Below are 18570 nucleotides of genomic sequence, written 5' to 3' on the forward strand. Positions count from 1 at the left end.
TACCTCATAAGGGTATATAGAGGTGAGAGACATGAATGAAAAAAAAGAGGCCAATCTTCAAATATCAGGAATGACATGTGCGGCATGTGCAAATAGAATTGAAAAAGGTCTAAAAAAAGTAGAAGGTGTTCATGAGGCAAATGTAAATTTTGCGCTTGAAAAAACAAAAATAATGTACGATCCAACTAAAACAAATCCGCAACAATTTAAAGAAAAAGTTGAATCATTAGGATATGGAATTGTAAGTGATAAAGCTGAATTTACTGTTTCAGGAATGACATGTGCAGCATGTGCAAATAGAGTTGAAAAGCGTTTAAATAAGTTAGATGGTGTGAACAAGGCGACAGTAAATTTTGCTTTAGAATCAGCCACAGTAGACTTTAACCCTGATGAAGTTAATGTAAATGAAATGAAGAGCGCGATTACGAAGCTAGGATATAAATTAGAAGTGAAACCAGATGATCAAGATGCATCAACTGATCATCGATTACAAGAAATTGAAAGACAAAAGAAGAAGTTTATTATTTCGTTTATTTTATCTTTCCCATTATTGTGGGCAATGGTTAGTCATTTCTCATTTACGTCATTTATTTATTTACCGGATATGTTAATGAACCCTTGGGTGCAACTAGCACTTGCAACTCCTGTTCAATTTATCATTGGTGGACAGTTTTATGTTGGGGCTTATAAAGCGTTACGCAATAAAAGTGCTAATATGGATGTTCTCGTGGCGCTTGGAACGTCGGCCGCGTACTTCTATAGTGTATATTTAAGTATTCAATCTATTGGTTCTTCGGAACATATGACAGATTTATATTTTGAAACGAGTGCGGTACTTATTACATTAATTATTTTAGGTAAATTATTTGAAGCGAAAGCAAAAGGGCGCTCATCAGAAGCAATTAAAAAATTGATGGGTTTACAAGCGAAGACAGCTACAGTTGTGCGAGATGGAACAGAAATAAAAATTTTGATTGAAGAAGTAGTAGCTGGTGATATCGTCTATGTAAAGCCTGGTGAAAAAATACCAGTAGATGGTGAGATTGTAGAAGGAAAGTCAGCAATTGATGAATCGATGTTAACGGGTGAAAGTATTCCTGTTGATAAGTCAATTGGGGATGTAGTAATAGGTTCGACAATAAATAAAAATGGATTTTTAAAAGTGAAAGCAACTAAGGTAGGAAGAGATACTGCATTAGCTCAAATTATTAAAGTAGTAGAAGAGGCACAAGGTTCAAAAGCTCCTATTCAAAGGGTAGCAGATCAAATTTCAGGTATTTTCGTACCGGTTGTAGTTGTGATTGCGATTATCACCTTTGCAGTATGGATGATATTTGTTACACCTGGTGATTTTGGCGGAGCACTTGAGAAAATGATAGCAGTACTTGTTATTGCTTGTCCATGTGCATTAGGTCTTGCAACGCCTACATCTATTATGGCAGGATCAGGAAGATCGGCTGAGTATGGTATTTTATTTAAAGGTGGAGAGCATTTAGAAGCAACGCACCGATTAGATACGGTTATTCTAGATAAAACGGGTACAGTGACAAATGGGAAGCCGGTATTAACAGATGTAATTGTAGCAGATGGATTCAATGAAAATGAACTGCTTAGATTAGTAGGGGCAGCAGAAAGAAATTCTGAACATCCGCTTGCAGAAGCGATTGTAGAAGGAATTAAAGAAAAGAAAATTGATATCCCAAGTTCAGAAACGTTTGAAGCGATTCCGGGATTTGGTATCGAATCAGTTGTAGAAGGAAAACACTTATTAATTGGTACACGTCGATTAATGAAGAAATTCAATATTGATATTGAAGAAGTTTCTAAATCAATGGAAGCGCTAGAACGAGAAGGAAAAACAGCAATGCTTATTGCAATCGATAAAGAATATGCTGGTATAGTTGCCGTTGCAGATACTGTGAAAGATACTTCAAAAGCAGCTATCGCAAGACTGAAAAAAATGGGTCTAGACGTTGTGATGATTACAGGAGATAATACACAAACTGCTCAGGCAATTGCAAAGCAAGTTGGTATTGATCACGTAATTGCAGAAGTATTGCCAGAAGGAAAAGCAGAAGAAGTGAAAAAACTGCAAGCAAATGGTAAGAAAGTAGCGATGGTTGGAGACGGGATAAATGATGCTCCTGCTCTTGCTACAGCGAACATTGGTATGGCAATTGGAACGGGAACGGATGTAGCGATGGAAGCAGCGGATATAACGTTAATCCGCGGTGACTTAAATAGTATTGCTGATGCGATATTTATGAGTAAAATGACGATAAGAAATATTAAACAAAATTTATTCTGGGCATTAGCTTATAACGCGTTAGGAATTCCAATTGCGGCATTAGGTTTCTTAGCCCCTTGGGTTGCTGGAGCAGCGATGGCATTTAGTTCTGTATCCGTTGTATTAAATGCATTACGATTACAAAGAGTTAAATTAAAACCTTAAAAAGCTACATTAAGTAATTGAATAGAATTAAAAAACAATACTTGAATAAGTATTGTTTTTTTGTTCGTATAGAAATTAAAACGATATAATAAAGCAGAAATATAGAATCGTATGTAGTAGAAAAGTTAAGAGGTAGTTTGGTAAGGAGACTTATATATGTTAAAAGATATTATAATTAGAACATTCCAGAAAAAAGATTTAGATCAAGTATTACAATTGTTCTATGAAACAGTTCATACGGTTAATGCAAAAGATTATAATGAGTTACAGCTACAGGCGTGGGCACCGGAGCGACTAGATAGAGAAAATTGGTTACAGTCTTTAGAAAAGAATATTAGCTATGTAGCGGATCATAAAGGTATGATTGTGGGGGTTGGGGATTATAACGATGATCGTTACGTAGATCGTTTATTTACGCATAAAGATTATCAAGGAAAAAGAGTCGCTTCATACATACTACAGAAGTTAGAAAAAGAAGCAGTGAACTTGGGACATAGGGAGATATATACAGAGGCGAGCATTACCGCAAAACCTTTTTTTGAAAGTAAAGATTTTATTTGCATAAAAGAACAAAAGAAACAGCATAATGGTCAGATTTTTATTAATTATGTTATGAAAAAATATCCTTCTCATAAATGAGAAGGATATTTTTTATTATTTTACAGCTTCTTTTAGTTCTTTACCAGCTTTGAAAGCAGGTACTTTAGAAGCTGCGATTTGCATTTCTTCACCAGTTTGTGGGTTACGGCCTGTACGAGCAGCTCTTTCGCGAACTTCGAATGTACCGAATCCGATAAGTTGTACTTTTTCACCAGCAGCTAAAGTGTTAGTGATTGATTCTACTACAGTTTGTACAACTACAGTAGCTTCTTTTTGAGAAATCTCAGCATTTTGTGCTACGTTTTTAATTAATTCTGTTTTGTTCATGTTTTTCACCTCATATGTAAATAATGCTATTTAAGTTGTTATTATAACGTATAAAACATTCGAGAACAAGTGTACGTACATATATTCGCAAAAAAAATGAAATTTGTAATATTTTTAGGGTCCTTTATAGACATTCTATTTAAGCCGACAGAGATTTGTTCTTCATTTCAGTCTTCTCTTGATAAGAAGATAGTTTCTTATTATAAGATATGAAGTAAGGTAGTGCTACAAATAACATACCTCCTACTAAATTTCCAAAGAAAACAAAAATAAAGTTTGGAAAATATTCAGCCCAAGTGGAATGACCGGCAAAAATTGCGGCTGGGATGACAAACATATTTGCTACAACGTGTTGAAATCCAATCGCAACAAAAGTCATAACTGGGAACCAAATACCGATAATCTTTCCGATAAATTCTTTACTTCCCATACTGAGCCAAACAGCTAAACAAACGAGCCAATTACATCCGATTGCAGAAATAAATGCTTGCAATGGTGTATCTTGTAGTTTCGCTTGAGCGATAGAAATAGTTTTCGCTAAAAAAGCTCCTTCAGTTAAGCCAACGATATGGCCGAAAAAGTAGGCTACAAATACAGCCCCTATGAAATTGCTAAACGTAACAATAACTAAATTTCGTATGAAATGAAATAAAGTAATTTTCTTTTGAAGCCAAGCCATAGAAACTGTCATCATGTTACCAGTTACTAGTTCACCGCCTGCAAGAATAACGAGAATAAGACCGATAGGGAATACAGCAGCGCCTAGAAAACTAGTAAATGATCCCCAATATTTTGGCATTGTTCCAATAACATGAATATCGAGTAAATACCCTAATGCGATAAAAGCACCGCCAAAAAAACCGAGAATTAGCATAGGGAGTAATGATAAATGAGCTTTTTTCCTTCCGGAATTCGCAGCAAGTTCCGTAATTTCTTCTGGTGTAAATACAGACATGAATAACCCCTCCGTAATAAAATGATGGAATGAATAGAAAAAGATTCGAAAATATATGTATTATAAAAATATGGTATGACTTCTGTATAAAATTGTCAAAGTGAATAGGGAGGAAATTACATATTAATAACATTGTTCATGTTGTCACATTAATGTAACAATAAGGATTTAAAGTGTTTCTAGAGGTGAAAACATGAATACAAATCATGTAAAAAAAGAACGAAAAAAATCAATCGTAAAGATATTTATTATTAGTTTTATAAGTATATTAATGATACTAGTAAGTTTGTATTATTATGCGACAGAAATAGAACGAAAACTAGTAACAGTTACATGGAATGAAATAGAAGCTTCTGCAATTCCTAAAGAATTTAATAATAAAAAAATATTACAGTTTTCAGATGTACATTTAGGGCCAGAGTTTACATTGAAGCAACTTGAACATTTGGTGGAGAAGATGAATGAATTACATCCAGATATAGTAGTTTTTACCGGAGATTTAATAGATAAATTTGGTTCTTATAGTGCAGAAAGAGAGGAAGCGAAGGCTATTTTGCAGAAAATTTATGCTCCCTTAGGGAAATATGCTGTGTTTGGGAATCATGATAGGGGCGGGGGCGGTAGTTTATTTTACAAAAAATATATGGAGGAAGCTGGTTTTTCTGTATTAGTAAATGAAGTGCAGAAAATTAAAGTGGAAAACGGCAAATATATTACAATATCAGGTTTGGATGATTTTCTATTAGGGAAGCCGAAAATAGATTCAACTTTAAAAAACTTGAAACAAAATGATTTCAACATGTTATTAGTACATGAGCCGGATGTTGTAACCAAAATAAATCGTTACCCAGTTGATCTTCAACTGTCAGGACATAGTCACGGAGGACAAGTCCAAATCCCTTTTGTAGGTCCGTTAATTACTACCAAACTAGCTGAGAGTTATGTTGAAGGTATGTATGAAGTGGAGGGGAAGAGTAAGCAGTTATATTTATATGTAAATCGTGGTATTGGGACTACTAGGATGCCTGTTAGATTTTGTAGTGTACCTGAACTTTCAGTTTTTGTGTTGAAGCAAAAGAGTGACTAGAATATTTAACAATATGATTCGGAGGAACGTGCGATGTTGGGCGATGGAAAACAGTTTCTTAAAACTTTAGATGTGACAAAGTAATTTTCATAAATAAAAAACAACAATAGGACCTATAAAGGGTCCTATTGCTGTTTTTATCCTGCATTGATTGCCCATAAATGTCCGATTTATGGGGGCTAATTATAGTTTTACTTTGTTATTTTTGCAAGGAAAGACCATCAAAATATGTTCTATAGTTATTTGAGAATTCGAAGTTGTTTTTTGCATCCCAATTAATAGACCAAGACATTAGGCCGCGGAATGCAGGATAGCCACTCTGGTTAGAAAGTTTATACTTTCCTCCGAACGGAACTCCTTTAATGATATAATTTAAAGCTTTTTTCATTTCAGTTGGCGAAATGTATCCACCACTTGGAGCTGCCGCTGGTGCTGCTGGAAGCCCAATCATGACTTGATCTGAACGAAGAGCTGGGAAAATGTTATTTGCATTACCACCTACAGGAAAACCATGTAAGAGCATATCTGCCATAGCGACCTCGTAGTCTGCAGTACCTTGATTGTAGTTATTACCGTCCATTCCAATCCCGCTACCAGCGTTGTAGTGTTGAACATGAATGTATGTTAGTTTATCTTTCACTCCGTAAATAATTGGTAAATATGCACCCCATATGCTTCCATATGCGCTATAACCGCCTTGAACATAAGCTGTTTCAGGAGCCATGCTTAATAGAAAATCTGGACCATAATGATCTGAGATTGTTCGAATAGCTGATATAAGATTTACGATTTGGGGAGTAGTTGGATTTTTGAAATTAGTATCATTTCCGTTTAAGTAAATACCTGATTCAAGGTCAATATCTATTCCATCAAAACCGTATTTATCGATTAGAGACTGTATGGAATTAATAAAACGTTGCTTAGAGGCATTGTCAGGAAGTAAAACGACTCCATTTTGTCCACCTATTGAAAGAACTACTTTCTTTCCTTTACTTTTTAAATAAGAAATATCTGATTTGAAGTCTGCATCTGTACCATACACAGGAGAAAATTCAACAGTGGAACGATCACCACCAGTTTCACCAAAAGATACATTGATTACATCCCATTTTGGTGAAACGTCTTTTAATTTAATAATGCCAGTACCGTTATCAAAGTTATGCCAATATCCAACGAGTAATTTTGAACCTAAATTGTTTGCTGCTTGTGCTTGGAAAGGGGATAGCGGTAGAAGTAAGAACATTACTAAAATACAACAAAAAAATTTGAACTTGTTTAACATATCAACACTCCTATACAAAAAGTTGTCTAGATGTATAATCTTGTTTATTTAATAATATCCGAAAATTCTTTCTTTTGTAAGGGGACTATAATTTTCTCAACAATTGTGTATGGGAAAGTATTAAACCTAATGTAATAATTTTTGAAGAAGGTTGAATTGTAATTGTTAAATTCAGAATATTTTGATATATTTTAAAGTATAGGACAAAATCTTTCGCACAGTACTCTTACATAAGTTTCAAAATTTAGTTTGGAAGGGGATGTACAAGATTTGGATAAAAATCTAAAGAAAGACCTCAAAATACGCCACATTACAATGATTTCAATTGGCGGCGTAATAGGGGCTGGTTTGTTTGTTGGAAGTGGTGCAGTTGTACATTCGGCAGGACCAGGTTCTATCGTTTCATATGCATTAGCAGGACTTCTAGTCATTTTCGTCATGAGAATGCTAGGAGAAATGGCAGCTGTTAATCCGACAAGTGGTTCATTTGCAACGTATGCAAGAGAAGCGATTGGTCCTTGGGCGGGTTATACAATAGGCTGGTTATACTGGTTTTTTTGGGTAATTGTTATTGCAATAGAAGCCACAGCAGGTGCTGGTATTATCCAATATTGGATTCCACAAATACCGCTTTGGTTATTAAGTTTAATATTAACAATTTTATTAACGCTGACGAACGTTTTTTCGGTGAAATCATTTGGAGAGTTTGAATATTGGTTTTCTTTTATTAAAGTAATAAGTATTGTTTTGTTCCTTTGTCTAGGTCTTGCTGTTATTTTAGGATTTGTTCCAGGAACAGAAGCACCCGGCACTTCGAATTTAATTGGACAAGGTGGGTTTATGCCAAACGGTATAAGTTCGGTCCTGCTTGGAATTACTGTTGTTATATTTTCATTTATGGGATCAGAGATTGTAGCAGTAGCCGCAGGTGAATCTGCAGAACCTGTAAAAGCAGTAAAAACAGCAACAAACAGTGTGATTTGGCGTATTCTTGTATTTTTTATTGGGTCTATAGCGGTAGTTGTTACGCTACTGCCATGGAATTCAGCAAACATATTAAAAAGTCCATTTGTAGCTGTACTTGAACATATAGGAATACCAGCGGCAGCACAAATTATGAATTTTATCGTTTTAACAGCTGTACTTTCTTGCTTAAATTCAGGCTTATATACAAATTCAAGAATGCTTTTTTCAATGGCAGAAAGAGGAGATGCGCCAAAGTCATTTTTAAAATTGAACAGTAGTGGTGTTCCCGTTCGAGCGGTTTTATTTGGAACTTTCTTCGCTTATATTGGAGTTGTGTTTAGTTACATTTCTCCAGATAAAGTCTTTTTGTTTTTAGTGAATGCATCTGGCGGGATTGCGTTACTAGTTTATCTCGTTATTGCAGTTTCGCATTTAAAGATGCGTAAAAAAATGGGGAAAGTAGAACAACAAAATTTGAAAGTGAAAATGTGGCTTTTTCCGTATGTAACGTATGTTACAATTGCTGCTATTATAGCAGTTTTAGTTGCGATGTTCGCAATTGATACTTTACGTTCACAAGCATTTTTAACAATGTTTGTTACTGTTCTTATCATACTTTCTTATTTTATTTTTAATAGAAATAAAAATAGCACAGTTTTGCATCCTAAAAGTAAGAATGAGGAATCTGTTCGATTCTAATTTTCTTATTTTCGAAGAGAGTTACACCCAATCATTGCTATAAAAGAATCATATATAATCATAAAAACAAGTAATTACTATTGTCATAGTGGATATAAACTTTTTTCTTGACTTTTTATACGAAGGCGAGCAAAATGGTAAAAAAGGAAGGGGGGATGATGATGGAAGAGTACGTATTAGAGCTGTATAACCTGTTATATACGACAGAATGGCAAGATATTGTTTCGTTTCTAGGAATCGTATTTTGCATGAAAATTGTAATTGTATATATGGAAGAGCAAGGTATGTTCTATTCCTTCTCATCTCCGTTCGATGTGCAGCGCGAGCCGTTGCTAAACTATGCCAATGTGAATTACGAACAATTTCCTTTTGTAGTTTTCTTTATGATTCGATTTATTACAGCAATTGTAAGGAAAAAGGAAAGTGATGATGAAGAGTGCCACGCAACTTGTAAGGTAGCTAACGTTTTTTAAGCTAAATACAAGGAGGAGATTTATATGTGGTTTCGATTTCTTATGATTGGTTTCTTTTCATTAACAGCAATTTCATTAATGGGATATCAAGTGTCTGAAATTTTTCAAGCATATAGCGATACATTTTTTAACAAAAACTAATCGCATTGCTATTTGAATAATAAAGCGATAAAATCCTTCTTAAGAAGTTTTATTAAGAAGGATTTTTTTCTTTGTCTGGTCTTGCTGTGTCAAACTATTGTCACATTTGCACTGTGAATAATATGTTAAAATAGTGAGGTTATGTATACATACTTGAAGGAAGAGGGAGTGACCATTTTGGTGGATCAATCAACAAATCAGAAAAGCTATGCTCCTATTGTGATAACGCTTTCTGTAATTGTAAATGCGATTATTTTATTTTTGTTCTTTGGACCTGTTGGCTATGAAGGAGAAGTACATTTTGATGTAACGATTTTACCAATGTTAAACGCGATTTTTAATAGCTTTACGTTCGTATTTTTATTAGCAGCGTTATTCTCTATTATTAAAAAGAATGTGAAAATGCATCGTGGTTTTATCCTTGCAGCATTTACGACAACTTTACTATTTTGTGTGTCGTATTTATCGTATCATTACTTAGCACCGGCAACACATTTTGGCGGAGAAGGATTCATTAAATATGTGTATTTCATCATTTTAATTACACATATTATCCTAGCAGCAATTATCGTACCACTTGCATTGTTTGCGCTTGTATTTGGTTTTACAAATCAATTAACACGTCACCGTAAAATTGTACGTTGGACGATGCCGATTTGGTTATATGTAAGTTTATCTGGTGTTATTGTTTACTTAATGATCTCACCTTATTACCAATAAAAAAATCTCAGCCTGTAGGCTGGGATTTTTTTATTAAGCAAATATTTTTGTGAAATGAAAAAAATATGGTATACAAAAGTATAGTTGCTTTTCATATAGAAGGGATGGTAAAGAAATATGCAAAATTTTGTATTTCGTAATCCAACGAAACTTATTTTCGGTAAAGGTCAATTAGAACAGTTAAAAACTGAAATTCCACAGTTTGGTAAGAAGGTTCTTCTCGTATATGGAGGAGGCAGTATTAAAAGAAACGGTATTTATGATAATGTGATTTCTATTTTAAAGGATATTAATGCAGAAGTATTTGAATTGACGGGTGTTGAACCGAATCCTCGTGTATCAACTGTAAAGAAAGGGATTCAAATTTGTAAAGATAATGGAGTCGAATTTATTTTAGCAGTTGGTGGAGGAAGTGTAATCGACTGTACGAAGGCAATTGCAGCTGGTAGTAAGTACGATGGAGATGTATGGGATATTGTAACGAAAAAAACATTTGCTAATGAGGCATTACCATTTGGTACTGTACTTACTCTTGCAGCAACAGGATCTGAAATGAATGCAGGCTCGGTAATTACAAATTGGGAAACGAATGAAAAGTATGGATGGGGAAGCCCAGTTACATTCCCGCAGTTTTCAATTTTAGATCCAGTTCATACTGCATCTGTGCCGAGAGATCAAACGATTTATGGTATGGTAGATATTATGTCACATGTATTAGAACAATATTTCCATCATGGAACGAATACAGAACTACAAGATCGTTATTGTGAATCTGTTTTAAAAACAGTAATTGAGACAGCTCCCAAGCTTTTAAGTGATTTAGAAAATTATGAACATAGGGAAACAATTTTATATTGCGGAACGATGGCGTTAAATGGTATTTTAGCGATGGGAGTAAGAGGTGACTGGGCAACTCATAATATTGAGCATGCAGTTTCTGCTGTTCATGATATACCACACGGGGGTGGCCTTGCGATTTTATTCCCGAACTGGATGAAGCATGTTGTAGAGGGAAATGTAAGTCGTTTTAAACAGTTTGCTATTCGAGTATTCAATGTAGAAACAGATGGAAAGACTGATCGAGAAATTGCGTTAGAAGGAATTCAGGCGTTACGTCAATTTTGGACTTCAATTGAGGCGCCAGTAACATTATCTGATTACGCTATTGGAGAAAATGAAATTGATTTAATGGCGGATAAAGCGATGGCGTATGGTGAATTTGGTAACTTTAAAAAATTAAATAAAGATGATGTTTTAAGTATATATAAAGCTTCTTTATAAGTGAATTTAGAAAAGAAATCTATTTGATTGTTTGATCGAATAGGTTTCTTTTTTTGCTGTTTATAAATGTTTGTGGATGTTTTTGATTATTTTTGATTGTTTATGGTTGATTTTTGTGACCGTTTTCATTATACTGTAATCAAAGAAGAGGTGAATAAAATGTTAACTCCTGAACGTCATCAAATGATATTGCAACTTGTAAAAGAACAGAAAGTTGTAAAATTACAGCAATTAGTTGAAAGAACAGAAAGCTCTGAGTCGACAATTCGCCGTGATTTAGCACAATTGGAAAAGCAAAGGTTATTAAAAAGAGTTCATGGTGGTGCCGCTGTTTTAACAGGAAAAGGGCAAGAACCAACGATGGTCGAAAAATCATCCAAAAACATTCAAATAAAACAACAAATTGCTAAGTATGCGGCTAGCGTTATTGAACAAGGTGATTGTATTTATTTAGATGCAGGAAGTACAACATTTGAAATGATTCCATTTTTAATAAATAAAGATGTTACTGTCGTTACGAATGGACTTATGCATATTGAAGCTTTAGTTGAAAATAATATTCGTGCGTATTTACTAGGCGGAATGATGAAGAGTAGGACGAAAGCTTTAATCGGTGCTATGGCACAGGAAAGTATGCAGAAGTATCGTTTTGATAAATGTTTTTTAGGTGCAAATGGTGTACATGAACAGCTTGGCTTTACAACGCCAGATCCAGAAGAAGCGCTCTTAAAACAAATGGCATTAACATTAGCAAACGAAGGATATTTCTTAATTGATGAAAGTAAGTTTTCAGAAGTTGCGTTTGCGAAAATTGCAAATGTTGAAGATGCAAATATTATTACAAACCATTTAGAAATTGATTTAGAAAAATATAAACAACAAACCAATGTAATTGAGGCTGATAAACAATGATCTATACAGTTACTTTAAACCCATCTATTGATTATGTAGTGCAAGTTTCTTCCTTTGATTTAGGAACAATAAATCGAGCGGAAAAAGATATGAAGTTTCCTGGAGGAAAAGGAATTAATGTTTCTCGTGTTCTTCAGCGTTTAGGTGTTAAAAATATAGCACTTGGATTTACTGGTGGATTTACTGGTCAATTTATTAAAGAGGTATTACAGACGGAAGGTGTAACAACAAACTTCGTCCAAGTAGATGAAGATACTCGCATTAATGTGAAAATAAAAGGGGAAGAAGAAACAGAATTAAATGGCCAAGGTCCTATTGTAACAAAAGAGCAGTTCGAACAGTTAATGAAAAAAATTGAGAGTATGCAACCTGGAGATTGTGTTGTACTTGCTGGGAGTGTACCAGTTTCTATTCCAAGTACCTTTTACGAATCAATTGCTGCGTTTGGAGCTGAAAAAGGTATTCGTGTAGTAGTAGATGCAAGTGGAAGTGCACTGCAACATGTAATTAAAAATAAGCCATTTTTAATTAAGCCAAACCACCATGAACTTGGTGAGTTGTTTGGAGTGGACCTTTCAACAGTAGAGGACGTTTTACCTTATGGAAGAAAATTAATTGAACAAGGTGTAAAACACGTTATCGTATCGATGGCTGGAGAGGGAGCTTTATTATTTACGGCAGAAGGTATATATGAAGCGACTGTTCCAAAAGGTGTTGTAATTAATTCAGTTGGGGCCGGGGATTCTCTTGTTGCAGGGTTTGTAGGCAAATATGAACAGACAAAAGATATTGAAAAGGCATTTCAATACGGCGTTGCAACAGGGAGTGCAACAGCATTTTCAGCTGATTTATGTAAGAAGGAAAAAGTAGAAGAATTATTGTCGCAAGTAATTGTAGCTAAGCGATAGGGGGAAGCAACATATGAAAATTACAGAACTATTAAAAAGGGATACAGTCATTATGGATTTGACAGCTTCAAATAAAGAAGCTGTCATAGATGAATTAGTTGAGAAATTAAACGGGGCAAATCGTTTAAATAGTAAAACGGAATTTAAAGAAGCTATTTTAAAGCGGGAGGCCCAAAGTACGACTGGAATAGGGGAAGGTATTGCAATACCTCATGCGAAGACAAAGGCTGTTAAACAACCATCGATTTGTTTTGGTAGAAGTGTAAGCGGTATCAATTATGAGTCGCTTGACGGACAGCCAGCACACTTATTCTTTATGATTGCTGCAAGTGAAGGAGCGAATAATACTCATTTAGAAACGTTGTCTCGTTTATCGACATTATTAATGGATGAAGGATTTCGCAAGCAACTATTAGAAGCAAAGGATGAAAGTGAGCTTCTTCAACTATTTGATGAAAAAGAGAATGAAAAAGAAGAAGAGATTGAAGTCGCAAAACCAGAAGGAAATGAACCGTACGTACTTGCTGTTACAGCTTGTCCAACTGGAATCGCTCACACATATATGGCAGCGGATAGCTTAAAAGCAAAAGCGACAGAGTTAGGAATAGCGATTAAAGTTGAAACAAACGGATCAACAGGTATTAAAAACGGTTTAACGAAAGAGGATATTGAACGTGCAACAGCTATTATTGTTGCGGCGGATAAACAAGTAGAAATGAATCGTTTTGCTGGTAAACATGTCATTCAAGTGCCAGTTGCTGATGGGATTCGAAAAACGGAAAATCTGCTTAAGCGAGCTGTCAAACAAGATGCACCAATCTTTAAAGGTGTAAAAGAGGACGGGAAATCAGAAAGTATTGAGGGAGAAAAAGGATTAGGAATTTATAAGCATTTAATGAGCGGTGTAAGTAATATGCTTCCATTCGTTGTTGGTGGCGGGATTTTAATAGCGCTAGCGTTTTCGTTTGGTGGTATAAAGGCGGAAGGTCCTTTAGCTGAATTGTTCATGTCAATTGGTGGAGGAAAAACAGGTGCGTTTTTATTCCTTGTACCAATTTTAGCTGGATTTATTGCAAGTTCTATTGCTGATCGTCCTGGTTTTATGCCTGGTGTTGTAGGTGGATTTTTAGCGGCGAATGCGAATGCTGGATTTTTAGGTGGATTAATTGCTGGTTTCTTAGCTGGATATGTTGTTTTAGGGTTGAAAAGATTATTTTCAGGACTACCAGTACAATTAGAAGGAATTAAACCTGTATTGTTATATCCAGTCTTTGGATTATTGATTACAGGAGTTGTAATGCAAAAAGTAGTAATTCCGCCTGTAGTAGCATTAAATGAAATGTTGACAGGGTGGTTAAATGGTTTAAACGGTACGAATGCTATATTACTAGGTCTTATTTTAGGTGGTATGATGGCAATTGATATGGGGGGGCCAATTAATAAAGCGGCATTTACGTTTGGTATTGCTGCAATAGAAGCGCAGAATTTTGGAGTGCACTCAGCAGTTATGGCTGGTGGGATGGTACCACCACTTGCGATTGCATTCGCAACTACATTCTTTAAATCAAAGTTTACAGAAGCGGAACGTAAATCTGGTTTAACAAATTATATTATGGGAGCGTCGTTCATTACAGAAGGTGCGATTCCGTTTGCAGCTGCAGATCCGGTTCGAGTAATCGTAAGTTGTGTTGTTGGTTCAAGTATTGCAGGTGCGTTATCTATGTTATTCCAAATTACATTACCGGCACCGCATGGTGGATTATTTGTAATAGCGTTAGTAAATAAACCGTTACTATATATTTTCTCTATATTAATTGGAACAATTGTCTCGGCTGTTATGTTAGGTGTTTGGAAAAAGAAAGTTCAATAACAAATAAAAAGAGAGCAGTTTTTAGTAGCTGCTCTCTTTTTATTACAAAAAAATAGGTTAACAATTGAATATTGATGTTTTTTGGTAAAAGATGTAACGAATTGTGAATTTTTTGTAACAAAAAAGTAACACTGTAATTTTTTCTGGAAAAAAGTTCTTGTGCTCGTATATGAAAAATATATGAAAACCACTGGAGATTGTATGAGAAATACATTTTATAAATATGGAAATTTATGTTACAACTCGTTAATCGTATATTACGAATGCTTTGTAATTGTGTGATTTCTAAAAATTCTAAAAATCTGTTGCTATAATGAAAATACGAAAACAAAGCAAATGGAGGCTATTCATGAAAAAATTATTAAGTATAGCAACAGCAGCAGTTTTTGGTCTTGGGATTTTTGCGGGTTCTGCTAAAGCGGAAACACTTGTAACAACAGACGTATTAAATGTTAGAGAAAACCCAAATGTAGAGTCAAAGCTTGTAGGTAAAGTGTTCAGTGGGAATACACTAGATGTTATAAATACAGAAAATGGATGGACAAAAATTAAGTTGAACGGTAAGGAAGCGTTTGTAAGTGCCGATTTTACAAAGAGCACATATTATGTAACGGCGGGCGTATTAAATGTTCGTGCTGGAGCGAATACTGATTCTGAAATTTTAGGTAAACTTAATAAAAATGATGTGATTGAAACGACGAATCAAGTTCAAAATGAATGGTTACAATTCGACTACAATGGAAAAGTCGGATATGTTCACGTGCCATTTTTAACAGGAACGGCACCTGTAATTGAAAAGAAAGAGGTTGTAGCTCAAGAAGAAGCGCCAACTAGAACAAAGACGCCGGTTAAAAATAATACAGTAGTTAAGAATAAAGAGTCTGTTAAGAGTAACGATTCTATTAAGAATGTAGAATCAAGTAAACCTGTGGTAAAAGAAAAAACGGCTGCAAAACCAGTTGCAAAATCTACTGAAACAAGTGCGCCTGCTGGTGGTCGTGAAATTACGGTAGAAGCGACGGCCTATACAGCAGATCCGAGTGAGAATGGTTCGTATGGTGGTCGTGTATTAACTGCAATGGGTCATGATTTAACAGCAAATCCAAATATGAAAGTAATTGCTGTTGATCCAAAAGTAATTCCGCTTGGATCAAAAGTATGGGTAGAAGGATATGGAGAAGCGATTGCTGGAGACACTGGTGGTGCGATTAAAGGAAATCGTATTGATGTATTAGTCGGTTCAGATGGTAGTGCTAATAGCTGGGGGCGCAAATCTGTAAAAGTGAAAGTTATACAATAGGTTATCGATATTAATATAAAAAGCGGTTGCTTGAAATTATGTAAGCAGCCGCTTTTTATGGATTATTGAAAGGGATAAATAGTTTTACCTGTAATAATTTTATATGCACTGCAAAATTGTGTTTGTATATATTCTGTATTTTTATTTTCTGGATGTGATGTTGTTTCATGGAGAGTAGAATGAAAAGCCCGTAGTAAACAATTTAGGGCGAAGTATAATTCCTCTTGTGAACAATTTTGTTCTTTTGTAGAAGTAGCTAAAATGAGGTCTTTTGTCAAAGATGAAAAATTGATGGTGGATTGTTTCATAGTTAACTCATCCTCTCGAAACTATTTTTATCATGTATATGCAGAATTGGACAAACTATGTTCTTTTTTATATGTAATTTCATGTACCGAAATGAAAGAACTTGCAATCATGCCGTTAAAATTGGTAAGATTGGGTATAATCAATAGATGGAGTATATTACATAAAGAGAGTTGAATGCTATGGGAGAAGTGCAACGTGAAAAAGTTGCTGTCATCATTGGACCAACAGCTGTTGGAAAGACGAAGTTAAGTATCGATCTTGCCAAAGCGTTGAACGGTGAAATTATTAGTGGTGATTCCATGCAAATCTATCGAACGATGGATATTGGAACTGCAAAGGTAACAAAAGCAGAGATGGACGGGATTCCACATTATATGGTCGATATAAAAAATCCGGAAGATTCATTTTCTGTCGCGGAATTTCAAGAACGTGTTCGCAAACATATTCGAGAAATTACAGAACGTGGTAAATTACCAATTATAGTTGGTGGGACCGGTCTTTATATACAATCTGTTTTATTCGATTATCAGTTTACAGATGATGCTGGTGATGTGATATACCGAGAGCAAATGGAAAAGTTAGCTTTAGAACGCGGTGTGGAATATGTACATAAAAAATTGCAAGAAGTAGATCCGGAAAGTGCGGAGCGTATTCATGCAAATAATGTACGACGTGTCATTCGGGCGTTAGAAATTTTCCACACGACGGGTGAAAAAATGAGTGACCAAATTGAGAAACAAGAAAAAGAGTTACTCTATGATGTTTCATTAATTGGCTTGACAATGGATCGAGAAATGCTATACGATCGCATTAACTTACGAGTGGATTTGATGATGGAACAAGGCCTATTAGAGGAAGTAGAAGGTCTGTATAATAGAGGGATACGAGATTGTCAATCTATTCAAGCGATTGGATATAAAGAAATCTATGATTATTTTGAGAATCGAGCCCCTTTAGAAGATGCGGTATCACAATTAAAGACGAATTCGCGTCGTTATGCAAAGCGTCAATTAACGTGGTTCCGTAATAAAATGGATGTCACGTGGTTTGATGTTACAGACGGTGAAAAAACGTCAGAAATTTTACGATACATAGAAGGAAAGTTACAAGTAAAGTCGAATAATAGTAAGTAGAGAAAAAGAGGAGGATTCGACATGAAGCAATCAATCAATATTCAAGATCAGTTTTTAAATCAACTCCGTAAAGAAAATACGTTTGTTACGCTGTACTTATTAAATGGTTTCCAGCTTCGTGGACTAATTAAAGGATTTGATAATTTTACAGTCCTGCTGGAAACAGAAGGTAAGCAACAGCTTATTTATAAACATGCAATTTCTACATTTGTACCACAAAAAAATGTTTCAATTGAATTAGAATAGTAATGAATTATTGTACATAACAAAAAAAGAGCGAGTTTCCTCGCTCTTTTTTTATTTGTCATAAACAATATATCATGAAATTTAAGCGATTCTAAATACAGTAAGGCGGATGTTAGTATTTCCTGTCGCAGGGATCGTAATCTCATTAAGAGTAGATTGAACAGAAATTCTTGCACCAGCTGCTAATGTTTCGATTGTAGTAAATGAAAGTGAGTCGCCTATTAAATTTGAAGAGAAATTATCAGTTGCGACTGCTCCATTAATTGAAATTCCTACTCCGAGTGGAGCGCATCCTGGCGCAGTTGTAGAAATGGATACGCTAATTACATAAATACCACCGTTAATAACAGTAACTGTATCTGTGCCGTTGAAGATAATATTGTTTACGTTAATTGCAGTACTAAAAATAAAGTTATTAAATTGCAGTACTGTTTGCTGAATATTGTTTGTTACAACAATTGTTGCTATAGGGAAGCTAGGTCCAGTTGGCCCAGTAGGTCCGGTAGGTCCACCAGAAGGTCCAGTAGGTCCAGTAACTCCTATACCAGTAGCGCCGGTAGCACCCGTTGGTCCTTGAATGCCTTGAGGTCCAGTAGCACCAGTAGCACCTGTGTTACCTTGAGCACCTTGAGGTCCAGTAGCGCCGGTAGCACCTGTGTTACCTTGAGCACCTTGAGGTCCAGTAGCGCCGGTAGCACCTGTGTTACCTTGAACACCTTGAGGTCCAGTAGCGCCAGTAGCACCTGTGTTGCCTTGAACACCTTGAGGTCCAGTAGCGCCGGTAGCACCTGTGTTACCTTGAACACCTTGAGGTCCAGTGGCACCAGTAGCGCCTGTGTTACCTTGAACACCTTGAGGTCCAGTGGCACCAGTAGCGCCGGTAGCACCTGTGTTACCTTGAACACCTTG

At 35.4% G+C, this 18570-nt stretch carries 18 protein-coding genes; 13 read left to right on the plus strand and 5 right to left on the minus strand.

Annotation, left to right across the window (positions count from 1 at the left end; all coding sequences use genetic code 11):
• Nucleotides 1–31 precede the first annotated feature (31 nt).
• Nucleotides 32–2452, plus strand: coding sequence for a heavy metal translocating P-type ATPase (locus ACS2QP_RS03380; RefSeq protein WP_001003178.1), 2421 nt, complete (start codon nt 32–34; stop codon nt 2450–2452).
• A 156-nt stretch (nt 2453–2608) separates the two neighbouring features.
• Nucleotides 2609–3091, plus strand: a complete 483-nt coding sequence (locus ACS2QP_RS03385) for a GNAT family N-acetyltransferase (RefSeq protein WP_098771931.1) — start codon at nt 2609–2611, stop codon at nt 3089–3091.
• A 15-nt stretch (nt 3092–3106) separates the two neighbouring features.
• Here the strand turns inward: ACS2QP_RS03385 and ACS2QP_RS03390 are convergent, their stop codons facing one another.
• Both ACS2QP_RS03390 and ACS2QP_RS03395 read right to left on the minus strand, forming a co-directional pair.
• Entirely contained in the window at nt 3107–3379 is a 273-nt protein-coding gene (locus ACS2QP_RS03390; protein WP_001043904.1) for an HU family DNA-binding protein, read from the minus strand.
• A gap of 139 nt (nt 3380–3518) precedes the next feature.
• Nucleotides 3519–4334: a formate/nitrite transporter family protein gene (locus tag ACS2QP_RS03395; RefSeq protein WP_098771932.1), complete on the minus strand. Its 816-nt coding sequence runs from the start codon at nt 4332–4334 to the stop codon at nt 3519–3521.
• Nucleotides 4335–4527: 193 nt separating this feature from the next.
• On the opposite strand from ACS2QP_RS03395, the gene ACS2QP_RS03400 reads away from it, so the two are divergent.
• Nucleotides 4528–5421, plus strand: a complete 894-nt coding sequence (locus ACS2QP_RS03400; protein ID WP_071740065.1) for a metallophosphoesterase — start codon at nt 4528–4530, stop codon at nt 5419–5421.
• 199 nt (nt 5422–5620) lie between these two features.
• Here the strand turns inward: ACS2QP_RS03400 and ACS2QP_RS03405 are convergent, their stop codons facing one another.
• On the minus strand, nt 5621–6703 hold the full coding sequence (locus ACS2QP_RS03405; RefSeq protein ID WP_098584466.1) for a chitinase: 1083 nt from the start codon (nt 6701–6703) through the stop codon (nt 5621–5623).
• A gap of 270 nt (nt 6704–6973) precedes the next feature.
• On the opposite strand from ACS2QP_RS03405, the gene gabP reads away from it, so the two are divergent.
• The 8 genes from gabP (at nt 6974) to entD (ending at nt 15973) form a co-directional block, all read left to right on the plus strand.
• Nucleotides 6974–8368, plus strand: coding sequence for a GABA permease (gene gabP / locus ACS2QP_RS03410; protein ID WP_000360112.1), 1395 nt, complete (start codon nt 6974–6976; stop codon nt 8366–8368).
• A gap of 134 nt (nt 8369–8502) precedes the next feature.
• Nucleotides 8503–8841 (plus strand): hypothetical protein, encoded by a 339-nt coding sequence (locus ACS2QP_RS03415; RefSeq protein ID WP_002041693.1) that lies wholly within the window; start codon nt 8503–8505, stop codon nt 8839–8841.
• 318 nt (nt 8842–9159) lie between these two features.
• A complete protein-coding gene (locus ACS2QP_RS03420; protein ID WP_000228315.1) occupies nt 9160–9702 on the plus strand; it encodes a DUF420 domain-containing protein in 543 nt (180 codons plus the stop codon).
• A gap of 117 nt (nt 9703–9819) precedes the next feature.
• Nucleotides 9820–10983, plus strand: a complete 1164-nt coding sequence (locus ACS2QP_RS03425; RefSeq protein WP_438882130.1) for an iron-containing alcohol dehydrogenase — start codon at nt 9820–9822, stop codon at nt 10981–10983.
• A 159-nt stretch (nt 10984–11142) separates the two neighbouring features.
• A complete protein-coding gene (locus ACS2QP_RS03430) occupies nt 11143–11895 on the plus strand; it encodes a DeoR/GlpR family DNA-binding transcription regulator (RefSeq protein ID WP_000957279.1) in 753 nt (250 codons plus the stop codon).
• Entirely contained in the window at nt 11892–12803 is a 912-nt protein-coding gene (gene pfkB / locus ACS2QP_RS03435; protein WP_224201072.1) for a 1-phosphofructokinase, read from the plus strand. Before ACS2QP_RS03430 ends, pfkB begins: the two co-directional genes overlap by 4 nt.
• Before the next feature lie 13 nt (nt 12804–12816).
• Complete coding sequence (locus ACS2QP_RS03440) at nt 12817–14673, plus strand: PTS fructose transporter subunit IIABC (RefSeq protein ID WP_000704605.1); 1857 nt, start codon at nt 12817–12819, stop codon at nt 14671–14673.
• Between the two features lie 349 nt (nt 14674–15022).
• A complete protein-coding gene (gene entD, locus ACS2QP_RS03445; RefSeq protein ID WP_119683841.1) occupies nt 15023–15973 on the plus strand; it encodes a cell wall-binding protein EntD in 951 nt (316 codons plus the stop codon).
• 62 nt (nt 15974–16035) lie between these two features.
• Here entD and ACS2QP_RS03450 read toward each other — a convergent pair whose 3' ends face one another.
• Nucleotides 16036–16281, minus strand: a complete 246-nt coding sequence (locus tag ACS2QP_RS03450; RefSeq protein ID WP_000814431.1) for a hypothetical protein — start codon at nt 16279–16281, stop codon at nt 16036–16038.
• A gap of 180 nt (nt 16282–16461) precedes the next feature.
• On the opposite strand from ACS2QP_RS03450, the gene miaA reads away from it, so the two are divergent.
• Together miaA and hfq are read left to right on the plus strand one after the other, a co-directional pair.
• Nucleotides 16462–17415 carry a tRNA (adenosine(37)-N6)-dimethylallyltransferase MiaA gene (gene miaA, locus ACS2QP_RS03455; protein ID WP_119683840.1) on the plus strand — a complete coding sequence of 318 codons (954 nt, stop codon included), beginning with the start codon at nt 16462–16464 and terminating at the stop codon, nt 17413–17415.
• Nucleotides 17416–17436: 21 nt separating this feature from the next.
• A complete protein-coding gene (hfq, locus tag ACS2QP_RS03460; protein ID WP_000813896.1) occupies nt 17437–17661 on the plus strand; it encodes an RNA chaperone Hfq in 225 nt (74 codons plus the stop codon).
• Nucleotides 17662–17742: 81 nt separating this feature from the next.
• On the opposite strand, the gene ACS2QP_RS03465 is transcribed toward hfq, so the two are convergent.
• Nucleotides 17743–18570, minus strand: an 828-nt coding sequence (locus tag ACS2QP_RS03465) for a Gly-Xaa-Xaa repeat protein (RefSeq protein ID WP_438882131.1), incomplete at its 5' end; no start/stop codon positions are given.

Source organism: Bacillus cereus group sp. Bce019, assembly GCF_051781745.1.
Lineage (GTDB): Bacteria > Bacillota > Bacilli > Bacillales > Bacillaceae_G > Bacillus_A > Bacillus_A cereus.

What these genes read in the sequence shown, in the direction of transcription:
- ACS2QP_RS03380 (WP_001003178.1), top strand. Translation starts at nt 32, where the DNA reads ATGAATGAAAAAAAAGAGGCCAATCTTCAAATATCAGGAATGACATGT.
- ACS2QP_RS03385 (WP_098771931.1), top strand. Translation starts at nt 2,609, where the DNA reads ATGTTAAAAGATATTATAATTAGAACATTCCAGAAAAAAGATTTAGAT.
- ACS2QP_RS03390 (WP_001043904.1), bottom strand. Translation starts at nt 3,379, where the DNA reads ATGAACAAAACAGAATTAATTAAAAACGTAGCACAAAATGCTGAGATT.
- ACS2QP_RS03395 (WP_098771932.1), bottom strand. Translation starts at nt 4,334, where the DNA reads ATGTCTGTATTTACACCAGAAGAAATTACGGAACTTGCTGCGAATTCC.
- ACS2QP_RS03400 (WP_071740065.1), top strand. Translation starts at nt 4,528, where the DNA reads ATGAATACAAATCATGTAAAAAAAGAACGAAAAAAATCAATCGTAAAG.
- ACS2QP_RS03405 (WP_098584466.1), bottom strand. Translation starts at nt 6,703, where the DNA reads ATGTTAAACAAGTTCAAATTTTTTTGTTGTATTTTAGTAATGTTCTTA.
- ACS2QP_RS03415 (WP_002041693.1), top strand. Translation starts at nt 8,503, where the DNA reads ATGGTAAAAAAGGAAGGGGGGATGATGATGGAAGAGTACGTATTAGAG.
- ACS2QP_RS03425 (WP_438882130.1), top strand. Translation starts at nt 9,820, where the DNA reads ATGCAAAATTTTGTATTTCGTAATCCAACGAAACTTATTTTCGGTAAA.
- ACS2QP_RS03430 (WP_000957279.1), top strand. Translation starts at nt 11,143, where the DNA reads ATGTTAACTCCTGAACGTCATCAAATGATATTGCAACTTGTAAAAGAA.
- pfkB (WP_224201072.1), top strand. Translation starts at nt 11,892, where the DNA reads ATGATCTATACAGTTACTTTAAACCCATCTATTGATTATGTAGTGCAA.
- ACS2QP_RS03440 (WP_000704605.1), top strand. Translation starts at nt 12,817, where the DNA reads ATGAAAATTACAGAACTATTAAAAAGGGATACAGTCATTATGGATTTG.
- entD (WP_119683841.1), top strand. Translation starts at nt 15,023, where the DNA reads ATGAAAAAATTATTAAGTATAGCAACAGCAGCAGTTTTTGGTCTTGGG.
- ACS2QP_RS03450 (WP_000814431.1), bottom strand. Translation starts at nt 16,281, where the DNA reads ATGAAACAATCCACCATCAATTTTTCATCTTTGACAAAAGACCTCATT.
- miaA (WP_119683840.1), top strand. Translation starts at nt 16,462, where the DNA reads ATGGGAGAAGTGCAACGTGAAAAAGTTGCTGTCATCATTGGACCAACA.
- hfq (WP_000813896.1), top strand. Translation starts at nt 17,437, where the DNA reads ATGAAGCAATCAATCAATATTCAAGATCAGTTTTTAAATCAACTCCGT.